The sequence below is a fragment of the Micromonospora saelicesensis genome (assembly GCF_900091575.1).
In the GTDB taxonomy this organism is placed as follows: Bacteria; Actinomycetota; Actinomycetes; order Mycobacteriales; family Micromonosporaceae; genus Micromonospora; species Micromonospora saelicesensis.
The window spans coordinates 452,242-467,842 of record NZ_FMCR01000006.1 but is presented as its reverse complement, the minus strand read 5'-3'; the positions used below and the strand labels follow the sequence as shown (position 1 = coordinate 467,842).

The window sequence follows — 15,601 nt, the reverse complement described above, 5'->3', positions numbered from 1 at the left end:
GCCGGCCCAATTGCAGTACGCTCGTACGGCTTGAGCACGTGTCCCCCGAGAGGAGCGCCGGCCGATGGCGAAGATCAAGGTAAACAACCCGGTCGTAGAACTCGACGGCGACGAGATGACCCGGATCATCTGGAAGCAGATCCGGGAGCAGCTGATCCTGCCCTACCTCGACGTCGACCTGCACTACTACGACCTGTCGATCCAGCACCGCGACGAGACCGACGACCAGGTCACGATCGACGCCGCCAACGCCATCAAGGAGCACGGCGTCGGCGTCAAGTGCGCGACCATCACCCCGGACGAGGCCCGGGTCGAGGAGTTCGGCCTGAAGAAGATGTGGCGGTCGCCCAACGGCACCATCCGCAACATCCTCGGCGGCGTCGTCTTCCGTGAGCCGATCATCATGTCCAACGTGCCGCGGCTGGTCCCCGGCTGGACCAAGCCGATCATCATCGGCCGGCACGCCCACGGTGACCAGTACAAGGCCACCGACTTCGTCGTCCCCGGCCCGGGCACGGTGACCATCACCTACACCCCGGCCGACGGCGGCGCCCCCATGGAGATGGAGGTCGCCAACTTCCCCGGCGGCGGCATCGCCATGGGTATGTACAACTACGACGAGTCGATCCGGGACTTCGCCCGCGCCTCGTTCCGGTACGGCCTGGACCGCAACTACCCGGTCTACCTGTCCACCAAGAACACCATCCTCAAGGCGTACGACGGTCGGTTCAAGGACCTCTTCGCCGAGGTGTTCGAGGCCGAGTTCAAGGCCGAGTTCGACGCCGCCGGCATCACCTACGAGCACCGGCTGATCGACGACATGGTCGCCGCCGCGCTCAAGTGGGAGGGCGGCTACGTCTGGGCCTGCAAGAACTACGACGGTGACGTGCAGTCCGACACCGTCGCGCAGGGCTTCGGCTCGCTCGGTCTGATGACCTCGGTCCTGCTCTCCCCGGACGGCCGCACCGTCGAGGCCGAGGCCGCGCACGGCACTGTCACCCGGCACTACCGGCAGTACCAGAAGGGCGAGAAGACCTCGACCAACCCGATCGCGTCGATCTACGCCTGGACCCGGGGCCTGGCCCACCGGGGCAAGCTGGACGGCACCCCGGCGGTCACCGAGTTCGCCAACACCCTGGAGCAGGTCATCGTCGACACCGTCGAGGGTGGCCAGATGACCAAGGACCTCTCGCTGCTCATCTCGCGCGACGCCCCGTGGCTGACCACCGACGAGTTCATGAACGCGCTCGACGAGAACCTGGCCCGCAAGATCGCTGCCTGATCCAGGCGTACCGCGTCATCGGAGCCCGCCGGCATCCCTGCCGGCGGGCTTCGGCGTGTCCGGCGCCGCCGCGCCGATCGGCGTCACTGCGACCGGCGCGCCTCGTTGACCAGGATGGACGAGATGCCAGTCGCGTCCAGGAAGGTTGACCTCGGTCGACCCGCGGCACCCGTGCGCCGATCAGCCAGCCTTCCCGGCTGTGCCGTGCACAGCCAGCCGTCCCTTCCCTGCGGGGGGCCCTGTCCCGGGCCCCCCGCGCCCTGTTTCCCGCAGTCATGCCGCACCGCACCGGCCAAGCTCAGGCCCCGCGCACAGCAGCGCGGCTCAGGCGGCGCGCAGCAACTCGGCGGCGCGTTCCGGGGAGATGTCGTTGATGAAGACACCCATCCCGGACTCGGAGCCCGCCAGATACTTCAGCTTGTCCTTGGCCCGCCGGATGCTGAACAGCTGCAGGTGCAGGTGGCCCAGCTCGCGGTCGATACGCACGGGAGCCTGGTGCCAGGCCGAGATGTACGGCATCGGCATGTCGAACAGGCCGTCGAAGCGGCGCAGCAGATCCAGGTAGAGCGGCCCGAAGGCGTCCCGCTCGCTGTCGCTGAGCGCCGGGATGTCCGGCACCACGCGGTGCGGCGCGACGTGCACCTCGAACGGCCAGCGGGCGGCCGCCGGGACGAACGCCGTCCAGTGTTCGTTCTCCGCCACCACCCGGTCACCGGTGGCGCGCTCGGCGGCCAGCACGTCCGCGTACAGGTTGCCCCCGCCGGTCCGCTCGGCGTGCCGGCGCGCCGCGGCCAGCAGCGCGCGGGTGCGCGGCGTCACGAAGGGGTACGCGTAGATCTGGCCGTGCGGATGGTGCAGGGTGACACCGATTTCGACGCCCCGGTTCTCGAAGCAGAAGATCTGCTCGACGCCGGGCAGCGCGCCGAGCACCTCGGTGCGATCGGCGAGGGCGTCCAGCACGGTGCGGACCCGGCGCGGGGGCAGGCTGGCGAAGGAGGCGTTGTGATCCGACGTGAAGCAGACCACCTCGCACCGGCCGAGGCCCGGCCGGACCGGTGTGAACGGGGTGATCTCCCCGGGCTCCTCGGCCACCCGACCGCTCAGCGACGGGAACCGGTTCTCGAAGACCACCACGTCGTAGTCGGGTGCGGGGATCTCGGTCAGCCGGTCGCCCACCGACGGGTCGAGAGGGCACTCGTTCGCCGGCGGGAGGAAGGTGCGGGTCTGCCGGTGCACGGCGACCGCCACCCACTCGTCGGTCAACGGGTCGTAGCGCAGCTGCGAGGCGGGGGGAGGCGGCGGCAGGTCCCGGCGGTCCGGCTGGTCGCGGACCGCGTCGTCGCGCTCGTCGAAGTAGATCAGCTCCCGGCCGTCGGCCAGGTCGATCGCGGTGCGCTTCACGGCGCCGTCCCCTCAGTTGTCGGCGTGCGCGTCGCGCGGCCCGCCCCTGTCGCCTTGACCATGATCAGTTCGCCCACCTGTTCGCCGAGTACCCGTCGTGCGGGTGGAGGCAACCGGTCGTCGCTGACCAGTACGTGGGCCGCCGCCAACTCGACGATCGAGGAGATGCCGACCGTTCCCCACTTGGTGTGGTCGGCGAGCACCACCAGCTGGTCCGCCGCCGCCACCAGCGCCCGATCGGTCTCCGCCTCCATCAGGTTCGGAGTGGTGAAGCCGGCCCGCTCGGTGATGCCGTGGACGCCCAGGAAGAGCAGATCCAGGTGCAGTGACCGGACGGCCCCGACCGCGAGCGGACCGACCAGCGCGTCCGACGGTGTGCGTACGCCGCCGGTGAGCACCACCGTCTGGTCCGGGCGGCCACCGGCGTGCATGATCTCGGCCACCGGCAGCGAGTTGGTCACCACGGTCAGCTCGGGCACGTCCACCAGCCGGCGGGCCAGCTCGGCCGTGGTGGTTCCGGCGGAGAGCGCGACTGCTGCTCCCGGCCGGACCAGCTGAGCCGCCCGGTCGGCGATGGCCGCCTTCTCGGGCAGTTGGCGGACCGACTTGGCGCGGAAGCCCGGCTCGTCGGTCGAGCTTGGCCCGGTCGTGGTGGCGCCGCCGTGCACCTTGGCCAGCAGGCCGCGCTCGTGCAGCGCATCCAGGTCACGCCGGATCGTCATGTCGGACACGCCGAACTCGCCTGCCAACTCGCTGACCCGGACGCCGCCGGTCGAGCGGACCCGCTCCAGGATGGCCGCCTGCCGCTGCTGAGCGAGCATCCGCCGTGCCTCCCCGGACGTCCATGTACCCTCACGCGGTCAAACGTGTTCCAACAAAGATGAACACTAGCGCGTGCCGTTCAGCGGTGGAAGGAACGGGTACGGCGACGCCTCAGGCGGACGCGATCTTCAGCTCCACCCAGCCGGTCTCGGTCAGATGGTGCAGCACGGCCTGCACCGCGTCCGCCACGCTCAGGTCGGTGGTGTCGAGCACCAGATCGGCGTCGGTCGGCTCCTCGTACGGGTCGTCGATGCCGGTCATCCCGGTGAGCAGGCCGGCTCGCGCTCGCGCGTACAGGCCCTTGCGGTCCCGCTGCTCGCACACCTCCAGCGGGGTGGCAACGTGCACCAGCACAAAACCCGATCCGGCGGCGAGGGCCATCTCCCGGGCGGTGGCCCGGGCCGCCGCGTACGGGGCGATCGGACAGCAGATGCCCACCCCACGGTGCCGGGCGATCTCGGCGGCCACCCAGCCGATCCGCCGGACGTTGAGATCCCGGTCGGTCTTGCTGAAGCCCAGCCCGGCGGAGAGTTCCCGACGCACCACGTCCCCGTCGAGCAGGGTCACCGTGCGGTCGCCACTCTCCCGTAACGCGTCCGCCAGCCCACGGGCGATCGTCGACTTGCCGGAGCCGGAGAGACCGGTCAGGAAGACCACCAGCCCTCGCTGCCGACGCGGCGGTCGGGCCCGGGCCAACTCCCGTGCCACAGCGGGCGGGGTGTGCCACTCCGGTAGCGGGAAGCCCCGGTCGAGCAGGTCGTCGATCTCCGGCTGGGTCAGCGCGAGCCGGCGGTTGCGCGGTGGGATGTCCTCCCGCCAACGCCACTGCCCGTCCCTGTTGTCGTAGGCGAGTTCGCGCGGCACCAGCACCCGCAGCCCGGCGCCGGAGAGCATCTCCCCGGTGGAGAGCAGGTGGGTGACCCCGTACGCGGCCGAGACCCGGGCGCGCAGCAACGCGTCGCTGATCTCCTCGCTTCGGTGCGACAGCGGCACCGCGACCAGGGTGGCGGGTGGCATCCGGTCCCGCGCGGCGAAGATCGTACGGACCAGCGCCTCCGGCGGGAGCCCGTCTGCGCCGCCCTCGCCGACCGGGATCATCACGAGCAGATGAGCGGCCAGGGTGCGGGCGGCGTGGGCGATCTGGGCGAGCTGTGGACGATGCAGCGGTCGATCGGCGATCACCCCGAGCACCCGGCCCGGGGGCAGCAGCGCACGGACCTCCTCCGGGTTACGCCGCAGTCGCTGGAACGGACCGTGCCCACCGTCGCCGAGCCGCCGAACCTGGCCGCCCACTCCCGCCACGCCCTCGCGGACCGGCCAGACGTCGGCCACGTCCAGGGCGGCCGCCGGGGCGCCCTCCCCGTCGGTCAGGACGAGCGCCCGGCGGGCCGGGTCGCGCGGATCGAAGCTCTGCGCCAGGGCGGCCGGAACCTGGAGGACGACCGCGACCTGCCACGGCGTGCCGTCGGCCAGCCGGCTGCGTCGGCTGACCGAGACCAGGTCGGCGCGGGTCATGAAGCCGGTCAGAGGGGCGTACGCGCCGGTCAGCAGCAGCTCCAGATCCGCGAGCTCACCGGGACGTGGCGTGTACGCCGGTGCGTCCCGTAGCACCTCGTCGGGCAGCACCCAGCCGTTGCTCATCCACACCCCCCACTCGCTGACCGGCACACAGTTTCGCAGCCGACCGCCCATCGGTCGAGGGCGCCACTCCAAGACCCCTGCGGGCGGATCAGCGCTTGATCCGCCGGCCTACCGCCGACCGCACCCGGTTCCACACCTTCCGCTCGTCGCGGATCCGGGGTTGCGAGCCGTCGGCCCGGCAGATGAACAGCAGAGGCAGTCGCGCGTCCTCGGTCCAGCCCACGTTGGTGATCCGGGCCTTGAGCTGCCAGCTGCCCCTGGTCCGGCCGCCGTTGAGGGCGGCGAAGTCGATCGTGGCGGTGGCCCGGTGCACCAGGTGGACGGTGTCCGCTCCGGTCGTACCGGTGATCCGCTCGGTCTCGAAGGTGTTCGGAAGAAAGATCTCGGCGCCGGTCTCCCGGTGGCGGGCCACGAGGTCCAGGCGGGCCTTGCGCACCTGCGCGGTGGCGTCGAGCACCTCGGGGGCGACCTCCTCCATCGGGAGCATCAGCACGTCGCGGCCATCGTCGGCGCGGAACCCGACCGGCTGGTCCGCGGCGCGTAGCTCGGCGGCGACGGTCACTGTGACGGCGTGGTCGACACGTCGGAACTCGTCGACCGTGCCGTGTGCGGCGATGCCCGCCTCCCAGCGGGCAAGCCTGCGCAGGTCCTCGACGCGCCCCTGCTCGGCCAGGTACGCCACGGCTCGGAGCAGAGGCGGCAGGCCGCCGGCGACGCCCGGGGCGAAGCGGTCCTGGATGATCTTCTGGATCTCCAGCGCGACCTGCTCCAGCCACGCGTCGGGGGCGTTCAGCAGCCGCTTGCCGCGCAGCCGGCTGAGCATCTCGTTGCGCAGCCAGCGCCGGTGCAGCCGGTCCCGCAGCGGACCCGGCTCGGTGTTGGCGTCCACGACGTCCAGCGCCTCCCGCACGCTGGCGTAGTAGCTCGCCGGGTCCAGCTCGCCGGCGGTGACGTTGCGCGCGTCGCCCCGCTGGACGTGGTGGTAGCAGATGTAGTCGGACAGCACGGAGGTGCGCCGGGACCGGAAGTAGGCCCGGATGACCATCGAGTGGTCCTCCAGCCGACGCTTGCCGCCCTCCGGGAACCGCAGACCATGCTCGTTGAGGAACGACCGCCGGAACAACTTGTGACAGGTCAGGCTGTCGACCAGGGGGGAGTTGCCGAGGGTGGCGTCGAAGCGGTTCTTGCGGAACAGCTCCCGCGGCACGGGGCGTCCGTACCCGGCCATCTTCCCCACCACGATGTCGGCGTCGTTCGCCTTCGCGCAGGCGTAGAGCCGCTCCAGTGCCTCGTCGGCGAACCAGTCGTCGTCGTCGGCGAAGAAGACGTACTCGCCGCGGGCGTGGTCGACGCCGAGGTTGCGCGGACGCGACGGCCAGCCGGAGTTCTCGATGTGCAGCACCTTGATGTGCGGGTGCTCGGCGGCCAGCCGGTCCAGCCGCTTCGCGGTGTCGTCGGTCGAGCCGTCGTCGACGAAGATGGCTTCGAACTCGTCGGCGGGCAGTGACTGGCGCAGCAGCGAGGCAGCGAGCTTCTCGATGTGTGGGCCGCAGTTGTACGCCGGCACCACGACGCTCACCTTGGGGACGCCCACCTCGGCCATCAGGATCCCTCCCGCGTCGTCGGTCGATCACCGGGCGGGGTCGATGCCTGGTGAACGGGAGGTGAATGGTGTCACCCTGGACTGGTCTTTCCCAAGGCGGGGTCGGGTCGAACGCGGGACCGGCGGAAACGTGGCGAGGGCCTCGGCGGGGGACCTTAGGGGTTCGGCGGGAAAAGGATCAGGGGAGCGCCGGGGGCGTGCCGGTGTCCCTGCTGGGCATCGACTCCCTACGCTGGGCGCGTGACACTGATCGCGACCCAGTCGCTCACCAAGACGTACGGAGGTCGGGTCACCGCGTTGGCCGACCTCACCGTCGCCGTCGAGCCCGGGATCATCGGCCTGGTGGGCGCGAACGGCGCCGGAAAATCCACGTTGATCAAGATCCTGCTCGGCCTGATCGCACCAACCAGCGGCCAGGTCTCGGTGCTCGGCATCGACCCGACCGCAGACCCGGCGGCCGTCCGCAACCGGGTCGGCTACATGCCGGAACACGACTGCCTCCCGCCGGACCTGTCCGCCGCCGAACTGGTCACCCACCTTGGTCGAATGAGCGGCCTTCCCCGCACCGCGGCTCGCGAGCGGGCCTCGGAGGCGCTGCGGCACGTGGGGCTCTACGAGGAGCGCTATCGCCCGGTCGGTGGCTACTCGACCGGCATGAAGCAGCGCGTCAAGCTGGCCCAGGCGCTGGTGCACGACCCCGACCTGCTGTTGCTGGACGAACCGACCAACGGCCTCGACCCGGCCGGCCGCGACGCCATGCTGGCCCTGGTACACCGGATCGGCACCGAGTTCGGCATCTCCGTGCTGGTCTGTTCGCACCTGCTCGGCGAGGTGGAGCGGATCTGCGACACGCTGATCGCCATCGACGGCGGCCGGTTGCTGCGCGCCGACAACATCTCCGCGATGACGTCGGCCACCGACGTGCTCGCCGTGGAGGTCAGCGAGGGCACCGAGGAACTCGCCGCCCGACTCGCCGAGCTGAAACTGCCGGTCGCCCGGGACGGGCGACTGCTCCTCGTGCCGCTCGCCGACGACGGCACCTACGACCTGATCCTCGGTGCGGTCGCCGAACTGGACCTGCCACTGCACCGACTGGACCAGCGCCGGCACCGGGTGGCCGAACTCTTCGCCACGAGGGAGCTCACTCATGCCTGAGCCGTCCACCGCCGCCGTGCGCCCCACGCCGACCGGCGTCATCCACGACATCGGCTACCAACGCTACGAGGGTCCGCGGCTCGGCCGCCGACAGGTCTTCGGCGCGCTCTACCTGCACGGTCTGCGTACCGCGTTCGGTTTCGGGCGCAGCGCCAAGGCCAAGATCTTTCCGTGGCTGGTGGTCGGCATCGTCACCCTGGTCGCGGTGGCCCTGGCCGCGGTACGCAGCCAGATCGGCGAGCCGGTCGCCACGTACGCCCAGTTCGCCGATGCGATGAGCTGGCTGGTCATCTTCTTCGTCGCGGTCGTCGCCCCGGAGCTGGTCTCCCGGGACCTGCGCAGCGGTGTGCTGCCGCTGTACTTCTCCCGGCCGCTGCCGCGCGCCGACTACGCGTTGGCCAAGTTGCTGGCGCTGGTCACCGCGCTCTGGCTGCTGCTCGGCGGGCCGCAGCTGCTGATGTTCCTGGGTGCCGCGTTCACCACCAAGCAGGGCATGCGCGGGGTGTGGAACGAGTTGCTCGACCTGCTGCCCGGGCTGCTCTACGCCGGGCTGTGGGCGGTGGTCTTCGCCTCGGTCGGCCTGCTGGTCGCGTCGCTGACCGGCAAGCGCGCCTTCGCCGCCGGCGGCGTGGTCGCGGTCTTCCTGATGACCACCCCGATCGTGGGCGTGCTGAGCATCCTGCCGTCGCGCGCCGCCAACGAGCTGGCCGGGCTCGCCTCTCCCTCCACGCTGGTGCAGGGGGTGGGCATCTGGTCGCTGGGTGACCTGCTGGTCGAGGGCGATCCGGGCGAGATGATGATCGGCGGGTTCGGCCCGGTCTACGCCCTGGCCGCGGTGCTGCTGGTCGCCGGCGCGACCGCCCTCCTGCTGGCCCGCTACCGGAAGGTCGCCTCCTGATGAGCACGCTGAGCCTGACCGGGGTGTCCCGGTGGTACGGCAACGTGGTCGCGGTCAACGACATCAGCATGGCCCTCGGCCCGGGCGTGACCGGGCTGCTCGGCCCGAACGGCGCCGGCAAGACCACGCTGCTGCACATGATGGCCGGGTTCCTCGCCCCGTCGCGCGGCACTGTCACCCTCGACGACGAGCCGACCTGGCGCAATCCCGACGTCTACCGGCGGCTGGGGCTGGTCAGCGAGCGGGAGGCGGTGCAGGGTTTCCTCACCGCGTACGAGTTCGTGCTGGCCAGCGCGAAGCTGCACCGGCTGCCCGATCCGGCGGCCGCGGCCCGACGGGCGATTGATCTGGTGGAGCTGGAGTCGGCGCAGGACCGCCGGATCGGCACGTACTCCAAGGGCATGCGCCAGCGTGCCCGGGTGGCCGCCGCGCTGGTGCACGACCCGCAGGTGCTGCTGCTCGACGAGCCGTTCAACGGCATGGACCCGCGCCAGCGGCTGCACATGATGCAGCTGCTGCACACCCTGGGTGACGCTGGCCGGACGATCCTGTTCAGCTCGCACATCCTGGAGGAGGTCGAACAGGTCTCCGGAACGGTGCAGGTGATGGTGGCCGGTCGGTTGGCCGCCTCCGGCGACTTCCGGACCATCCGCCGGTTGATGACCAACCGCCCGCACGTCTTCGCGGTGCGCTCCACCGATGACCGGGCGCTCGCCGTCGCGCTGATCGCCGAGGCGTCGGTGAGTGGGGTCGAATTGGACCCGACCGGCTTGACCGTGCGGGCCGGTGACTACGGCGCGTTCACCCGGGCGCTGCCCCGGATCGCGCTGAACAAAGGCATCCGGGTGCGCCAGCTGGTGCCGTCCGACGAGTCCCTGGAGAGTGTCTTCTCCTACCTGGTGGAGGCCTGACATGTCGACCGTTACCTGGATCACCGCGCGCGGGTTGTTCGGCCGACGTCGGTTCCTGCTGCTGCTACCGCTGCCGTTGGTGCTGCTCGGGCTGGCCGTGCTCTGCCGGTCGCTGGGGGTGGACCCGGGCCAGTGGGGGCCGCCGGTGCTGGTCGGCCTCGGGCTGGCCGTGGTGCTGCCGGTGGTTGCGCTGATCATCGGCACGGGCGTGCTGGGCGCCGAGATCGACGACGGCACTGTGGTGCACATCCTGACCAAGCCGCTGCCGCGCTGGCAGATCGTGCTGCCGAAGCTTGCGGTTGCCGCCGGGGTGACCGCGGTCACCGTGGCGGTGCCGCTCTACGTCGCGGGCGTGCTCGCCGATTCGGTACGCCTCGGACTGGCTCTGGCGGTCGCGGGGGCGCTCGGCGCGCTGGCGTACTCGGCGTTGTTCCTCGCGCTCAGCCTGGTCACCAGGCGGCCGGTGCTGCTCGGGCTGGTCTACGTGCTGATCTGGGAGGGGCTGCTGGGCAACTTCGTCAGCGGCACCAAGGTGCTCTCCATCCAGCAGTACGTGATCGCCCTCGCCGACCGGATCGCCCCCACCGGGCTGCTGGAGACCAGTGTGTCGGTGCCGGTGGCGTCGGTGATGACCGCGCTGGTCAGCGTCGGCTTCACAGTGCTCGCCATCGACCGTCTGCGCTCGTTCAGCGTGGCTGGCGAGACGAGCTGACAGCGGTGCGAGACGCTGTTCCGGCCAGCCCCCGCGCGGCGGTAGGGCTGGCCGGATGGACCGGCCGGGCCACATCGGGCCAGGCTGGTGGACGTGAGCGTCGAAGCGGAGCGGACGTCGTTGGCTGAGCCATACTCCCGGAGCAGCCGGCCGTGGCTGACCAGCCTGGCCGTCGCCGGGCTGGCCTGCGCCACGGTCGCCACGGCGGCTCAGGGCAGCGGCCAGTTCCACTGGTGGGCGGTGTTCATCCTGATCCCGGCCGCGTTGATCGCGGCCAGCGGTGGGCCGTTGCTGGCTCGCGGCGGCGGCCGCGCCTTCGCCGGGTACATGCTCGCCTGCGTCGGCACGATGGTCTTCGCGGTCGGCGCGCTGCTGATGTTCGGCGTGATGGGGCGAGGTTGGCCGCTCATGGTGGTGCTGCCCTGCCTGGCGGTGGCCGGCACCTACGGCTGGCGCGCGGCCCACCCGCTGGCCCGGGGCCTGCACCGGGCGGTGGCCCTGCTCGCGCTGACCGGAGCACTGCTCGGCCTGACCCTGCAACTGATCCGGGTGGATCTGATCCACCTGGAGACCGGTTGGTGGGGTGCGTTCCTGATGCTGGCTGGGGCCATCGTGCTGGGCAACGCGGGCGAGTTGACCCGGCACCGGATGCCGTACCGCCTCCAGGCGATCACCCTGCTGGTCGGGCCCGCCGTGATCGCGTTTCTGCTCGGGCTGCGCTTCCTGCGCGGCTGGTGACCCGGGTCCGCCGCCGCCCGAGCGGGCGGCGGCGGACCCGGGTCAGAAGGCGCAGGCGATGACCAACTCCGGGGTACGGTCCGGGAGCAGGTCGAGTTTGCCGATCCGGCCCGCCGCCCGTAGGTCGTCGGCGACCAGCGTGAGCTGCTCCAGCAACGCCGCCGGGCCGAGCGCCTCCGCCAACGGCACCTCCGCCTTCATCGACAGCTTCCGCTCCGACTTGGCCCGTCGCACCTGGCTCAACGCGTCACCGGCGAGCCGCAGCAGCGCCGGCTCACCCGAGCCCTCGATCGTCCGGGCCACCTCGTAGGTGGTGGGCCACGGCGCCTGGTGCACCGAGCCGTACCGCCACCACGACCAGACCTCCTCGGTCACGTACGGCAGCACCGGGGCGAACAACCGCAGCTGCACCGACAACGCCGAGGCCAGCGCCGCCCGTGCGGAGTCGGCCGCCGCGCCGGTGCCGTAGGCCCGCTCCTTGACCAGCTCGATGTAGTCGTCGCAGAACCGCCAGAAGAACGCCTCGGTGACCTGCAAGGCCGCCGTGTGGTCGTACGAGTCGAAGGCGGTGCCCGCGGCGGTGACCACGGTGGCCAGCTCGGCGAGCATGGCCCGGTCCAGTGGTGTCGTCGCCGGGGCGCGCAACGCGTCCGCCGCGCCCAGCCCGAGCGCGAACTTGGACGCGTTGAGCAGTTTGGTGGCCAGTCGCCGGCCGACCTTGATCTGCGCCGGGTCGAAGGCCAGGTCCATGCCGGGCTTGCCGCTGGCCGCCCAGTAGCGCACCGCGTCCGAGCCGTGCTGCTCCAACAGGGCCAGCGGGGTGACCACGTTCCCCTTGGACTTGGCCATCTTCTTGTGGTCGGGGTCGAGGATCCAGCCCGAGAGCACGGTGTCCCGCCAGGGCAGCACCCCGTGCTCGAAGTGCGAACGGACGACGCTGTCGAAGAGCCAGGTCCGGATGATCTCCTGCCCCTGCGGGCGGAGGTCCATCGGGAAGACCCTGGCGAACAGGTCCGGGTCGGTCTCCCAGCCACCGACGATCTGCGGGGTCAGCGAGGACGTGGCCCAGGTGTCCAGCACGTCCGGGTCGCCGATGAAGCCGCCCGCTCGGCCGCGTTGCGACTCGTCGTAACCGGGCGCCGGATCGCTGGATGGATCGACCGGCAGCGCGGACTCCTCCGGCGTGAGAGGGTGGGACCAGTCCGGCTCGCCAGTGTCGTCGAGTCGGTACCACACCGGCACCGGCACGCCGAAGAAGCGCTGGCGGCTGACCAGCCAGTCCCCGTTGAGGCCGCCCACCCAGTTGTCGTAGCGGTGTTTCATGTGCGCCGGCACCCAGTGCAACTGCTCGCCCCTGCCCAGCAGCGTCGCTCGCAGCGCCTCGTCCCGGCCGCCGTTGCGCAGATACCACTGTCGAGTCGAGACGATCTCCAGTGGCCGGTCGCCGCGTTCGTAGAACTTGACCGGGTGGGTGATCGGGCGCGGCTCGCCGATCAGGTCACCGGCGTCGGCCAGCATCCCGACGATCTCCCGGCGGGCGCCGTTGACGGTCTGCCCGGCCAGCGCCGCGTACGGCTGCGCCGGCACCCCGTGCGGCGGCTCCGGGAGCAACCGACCGTCCCGGCCGATCACCACCCGGGTGTCCAACCCCAGCTCACGCCACCACGTCACGTCGGTGAGGTCACCGAATGTGCAGACCATCGCGACGCCGGTGCCCTTGCCGGGCTCGGCGAGGGGATGGGCGTACACGGGCACCTCGACGTCGAACAGCGGACTGCGCACGGTGCCGCCCACCAGGTCGGCGTACCGCTCGTCGTCGGGGTGGCAGACCAGCGCCACGCAGGCCGGTAGCAGCTCGGGCCGGGTGGTGTCGATGAGCACCTCACGCCCGTCGGCCGCGGTGAACCGCAGCCGGTGGTACGCGCCGGGGCGCTCCCGGTCCTCCAACTCCGCCTGGGCGACCGCGGTGGCGAAGCCGACGTCCCAGAGCGTCGGCGCCTCCGACTGGTACGCCTCGCCGCGGCGCAGGTTGCGGACGAACGCCCGTTGGCTGGTGATCCGGGCGATCCGGCCGATCGTCGTGTACGTCAGGGACCAGTCCACCGAGAGCCCGAGCCGCCGCCACAGCGCCTCGAAGGCCTGCTCGTCGGTGACCGTCAGCCGTTCGCACAGCTCGATGAAGTTGCGCCGGGAGATCGGGGTGGGGTCGCGACGGGCCGCGTCGTCGACCGGAGCCGCGGGTGGTCGCCACACCGGGTCGTACGGCAGCGCCGGATCGCAGCGCACCCCGTACACGTTCTGCGCCCGACGCTCGGTGGGCAGGCCGTTGTCGTCCCAGCCCATCGGGTAGAAGACGGCCTTGCCGCGCATCCGCTGGTACCGGGCGGTGGTGTCGGTGTGCGTGTACGAGAAGACGTGCCCCATGTGCAACTCGCCCGATACGGTCGGCGGCGGGGTGTCGATCGAGAACACGTCGCTCCGCTGCTTCGAGCGGTCGAACGCGTACGTGCCTTCCTCCTGCCAGCGGTGTGCCCAGCTCTCCTCGAGCCCGTCCACTGTCGGACGCTCGGGAACGCCGGCGCGGGCCGTCCTCGCCGTATCGGTCATCCTGCGATCGTAGGCAGGGGCCAACGGCCGGACCACGGGTTAACCGGTGCGCCACGAGAATTCGTGCCGGAAGGCTGTCGGCCGGCGCGGCGGCAACCACCGACGAGGTGTTCCGGTCGACCGCTGGTGGGCCGACCGGCTGGTGCCGATCGGCCCTCCCGTCAACGGGCGACCGGGCCGGCCCCCGGGCCGGACGTGGCCAGCCGGACCCGCAGCCTTCCGCCGCTGCGGGCGTTGACCCGTTCCAGGATCGTGGAGATTGGGGCGTAGGAGTTCCGCTCGTTCGGGTTGGTGCAGGCGCCCTGCCCCGGGTCGCCGTTGGAGAGGATGCCCAGCGCCTTGCCGTCGGCCTCGGTGAACAGCGGCCCGCCGCTGTCTCCCGGCCGGGCGCAGATCCGCACGTCGATGCCGCCGCTGCTCTTGCCAGTGATCTCCCCGCACCGGGTGCCCGGCACGTAGCCGGCGCCGGCGCCGGAGTCGACGTACTGCTCACCGGCCTTCGGGGTGTACGCCGCGCCGGTCGCGCAGACGACCCAACCGCTCTGGATGGCGCTCCACGGCACGTAGCCGGTGATCCGCACGTCCCGGCTGCCGCTGGTGGCGCATCGCGGGTTGTCTGCGACGCACCAGTAGTTGACCAGGCTGGGTGTGCTCCTGGCCCCCCGCGGATACGTCCACCGGGGCAGGGCCCCAGCCTGGTACGGCATGATCGCGTAGTCGTACGGGTAGGCGTTCTCGGCCAGGTCCGGGTTCGGCGCCTCCACTGTCACGGGCACCTTCGGGCCGAGGAACTGATGCCAGGTCCGGTCGACCTGCTGGTGCCGTCCGCCGACGACGCAGTGCCCCGCGGTCAGCACGTACGCATCGCGCACGCCGACGGTGAGGTTGAAGCCGGTGGTGCAGCCGCCGACGGTGCCGTCGTCGCGGGGCACGTCCAGGCGGATGCCGCCGCGCATCGGCGCCTGGGGGCAGTAGCGCGGGTCGCACGCCTTCGGCACGTTGGTCGCGGGGGTCCGGACCTGGGTCCGGGTCGGCACCCCGGCGGCGCGGCGCGCCTCGGCCAGCCGCGGGTCGTCCGCCGTGATCCGGTCGCCGGTGAGCACCACGATCTCGTTGGCCTGCGGATCCACCACGACATCCGAGCCGGGTGACGCGTCGAGCGTGACGGCGATGGCGGCTGCGGCCTCGGCGAGCTGACCCAGGGCGTGCCGCACGGCGACCACCCGGACGTTCACCGGGTCCGTCACCTCGGCCACGGCCGCCCGCACCGCCGCGACGTCGGTCGCTCCGACGGTGAGTACACCGCCGGCCTCCTGGTCGAGCCACATGCCGCCGTACGAGCGCGGGACCTGCTCGGTCAGCCGCGCGGCGAGGGGCGCGGACAGTTCCTGGAGGGCGAGCCGCCGGGCCGCCTCGGTCGCGGAGATCCGGTAGCGGTCGCGCAGGTACGCGACGGACTCGGGCGCGGCCTGAGCGATCACCTGGGCCGGTCGGACGCGCACCGGCCCGGCGGTGGCATTCGGCTCGGTCTTCTGCTCCGTCTGCGAGCCGGGCGCGACGCCACCGGAGGCGGTTGCGCCGGGTGCTGTGCTCGCTCCGCTGGTTGTCGCGCTGCCCAGCCCTTCCTCAGCCGCTGCCGCGGTCGTCGACGGGCGCTCGGCTCCGTCTCCTCTGGTCACCGCGACGGCGGCTCCGATCAGACCGATGACGGTCAGCCCAGCCACGATCATGCGTCCCCGTGTGCGCACCCCGTACCCTCCCCGTGCGTTCGGTGGTGCCGGCCGGAAGGATCCGGTCGATGTTGGCGGCCCTACCGCGCGGGTGCCGCCGA

12 protein-coding genes are annotated in these 15,601 nt (G+C 71.5%); 6 read left to right on the top strand and 6 right to left on the bottom strand.

Going from position 1 to position 15,601, the window contains the following annotated elements; all coding sequences use genetic code 11:
* Nucleotides 1–64: 64 nt before the first annotated feature.
* Complete coding sequence (locus GA0070561_RS26180) at nt 65–1,282, top strand: NADP-dependent isocitrate dehydrogenase (protein ID WP_091406326.1); 1,218 nt, start codon at nt 65–67, stop codon at nt 1,280–1,282.
* Between the two features lie 324 nt (nt 1,283–1,606).
* Here GA0070561_RS26180 and galT read toward each other — a convergent pair whose 3' ends face one another.
* From galT to GA0070561_RS26160, 4 genes are all read right to left on the bottom strand, one after another.
* Nucleotides 1,607–2,683, bottom strand: a complete 1,077-nt coding sequence (galT, locus tag GA0070561_RS26175) for a galactose-1-phosphate uridylyltransferase (RefSeq protein WP_091406323.1) — start codon at nt 2,681–2,683, stop codon at nt 1,607–1,609.
* Nucleotides 2,680–3,504 (bottom strand): DeoR/GlpR family DNA-binding transcription regulator, encoded by an 825-nt coding sequence (locus GA0070561_RS26170; protein WP_091406320.1) that lies wholly within the window; start codon nt 3,502–3,504, stop codon nt 2,680–2,682. Before GA0070561_RS26170 ends, galT begins: the two co-directional genes overlap by 4 nt.
* A 112-nt stretch (nt 3,505–3,616) precedes the next feature.
* Nucleotides 3,617–5,146, bottom strand: a complete 1,530-nt coding sequence (cysC, locus tag GA0070561_RS26165) for an adenylyl-sulfate kinase (RefSeq protein WP_091406531.1) — start codon at nt 5,144–5,146, stop codon at nt 3,617–3,619.
* A gap of 88 nt (nt 5,147–5,234) precedes the next feature.
* Nucleotides 5,235–6,749, bottom strand: a complete 1,515-nt coding sequence (locus GA0070561_RS26160) for a glycosyltransferase family 2 protein (protein ID WP_091406317.1) — start codon at nt 6,747–6,749, stop codon at nt 5,235–5,237.
* 240 nt (nt 6,750–6,989) lie between these two features.
* Between GA0070561_RS26160 and GA0070561_RS26155 the strand changes: the two genes are divergently transcribed.
* From GA0070561_RS26155 to GA0070561_RS26135, 5 genes are all read left to right on the top strand, one after another.
* Complete coding sequence (locus GA0070561_RS26155) at nt 6,990–7,904, top strand: ABC transporter ATP-binding protein (protein WP_091406315.1); 915 nt, start codon at nt 6,990–6,992, stop codon at nt 7,902–7,904.
* Nucleotides 7,897–8,802, top strand: a complete 906-nt coding sequence (locus GA0070561_RS26150) for an ABC transporter permease (RefSeq protein ID WP_091406313.1) — start codon at nt 7,897–7,899, stop codon at nt 8,800–8,802. Before GA0070561_RS26155 ends, GA0070561_RS26150 begins: the two co-directional genes overlap by 8 nt.
* The gene (locus GA0070561_RS26145; RefSeq protein WP_091406310.1) at nt 8,802–9,713 is read left to right on the top strand and encodes an ABC transporter ATP-binding protein; all 912 of its coding nucleotides are present in this window, start codon (nt 8,802–8,804) and stop codon (nt 9,711–9,713) included. The genes GA0070561_RS26150 and GA0070561_RS26145 overlap by 1 nt, the downstream gene beginning before the upstream one ends.
* A 1-nt stretch (nt 9,714) precedes the next feature.
* Nucleotides 9,715–10,425: an ABC transporter permease gene (locus GA0070561_RS26140; RefSeq protein ID WP_091406308.1), complete on the top strand. Its 711-nt coding sequence runs from the start codon at nt 9,715–9,717 to the stop codon at nt 10,423–10,425.
* 93 nt (nt 10,426–10,518) lie between these two features.
* The gene (locus GA0070561_RS26135) at nt 10,519–11,163 is read left to right on the top strand and encodes a hypothetical protein (protein ID WP_091406529.1); all 645 of its coding nucleotides are present in this window, start codon (nt 10,519–10,521) and stop codon (nt 11,161–11,163) included.
* 42 nt (nt 11,164–11,205) lie between these two features.
* Here GA0070561_RS26135 and valS read toward each other — a convergent pair whose 3' ends face one another.
* Nucleotides 11,206–13,770 carry a valine--tRNA ligase gene (gene valS, locus GA0070561_RS26130; protein ID WP_091406307.1) on the bottom strand — a complete coding sequence of 855 codons (2,565 nt, stop codon included), beginning with the start codon at nt 13,768–13,770 and terminating at the stop codon, nt 11,206–11,208.
* 161 nt (nt 13,771–13,931) lie between these two features.
* Nucleotides 13,932–15,500 carry a trypsin-like serine protease gene (locus GA0070561_RS26125; protein WP_091406305.1) on the bottom strand — a complete coding sequence of 523 codons (1,569 nt, stop codon included), beginning with the start codon at nt 15,498–15,500 and terminating at the stop codon, nt 13,932–13,934.
* Nucleotides 15,501–15,601: the final 101 nt, after the last annotated feature.

Bases quoted from the DNA above. Each gene is read 5' to 3' on its own strand.
- GA0070561_RS26140 (WP_091406308.1), top strand. From the start codon at position 9,715: ATGTCGACCGTTACCTGGATCACCGCGCGCGGGTTGTTCGGCCGACGT.
- GA0070561_RS26145 (WP_091406310.1), top strand. From the start codon at position 8,802: ATGAGCACGCTGAGCCTGACCGGGGTGTCCCGGTGGTACGGCAACGTG.
- valS (WP_091406307.1), bottom strand. From the start codon at position 13,770: ATGACCGATACGGCGAGGACGGCCCGCGCCGGCGTTCCCGAGCGTCCG.
- GA0070561_RS26150 (WP_091406313.1), top strand. From the start codon at position 7,897: ATGCCTGAGCCGTCCACCGCCGCCGTGCGCCCCACGCCGACCGGCGTC.
- GA0070561_RS26125 (WP_091406305.1), bottom strand. From the start codon at position 15,500: ATGATCGTGGCTGGGCTGACCGTCATCGGTCTGATCGGAGCCGCCGTC.
- GA0070561_RS26180 (WP_091406326.1), top strand. From the start codon at position 65: ATGGCGAAGATCAAGGTAAACAACCCGGTCGTAGAACTCGACGGCGAC.
- cysC (WP_091406531.1), bottom strand. From the start codon at position 5,146: ATGAGCAACGGCTGGGTGCTGCCCGACGAGGTGCTACGGGACGCACCG.
- GA0070561_RS26160 (WP_091406317.1), bottom strand. From the start codon at position 6,749: ATGGCCGAGGTGGGCGTCCCCAAGGTGAGCGTCGTGGTGCCGGCGTAC.
- GA0070561_RS26170 (WP_091406320.1), bottom strand. From the start codon at position 3,504: ATGCTCGCTCAGCAGCGGCAGGCGGCCATCCTGGAGCGGGTCCGCTCG.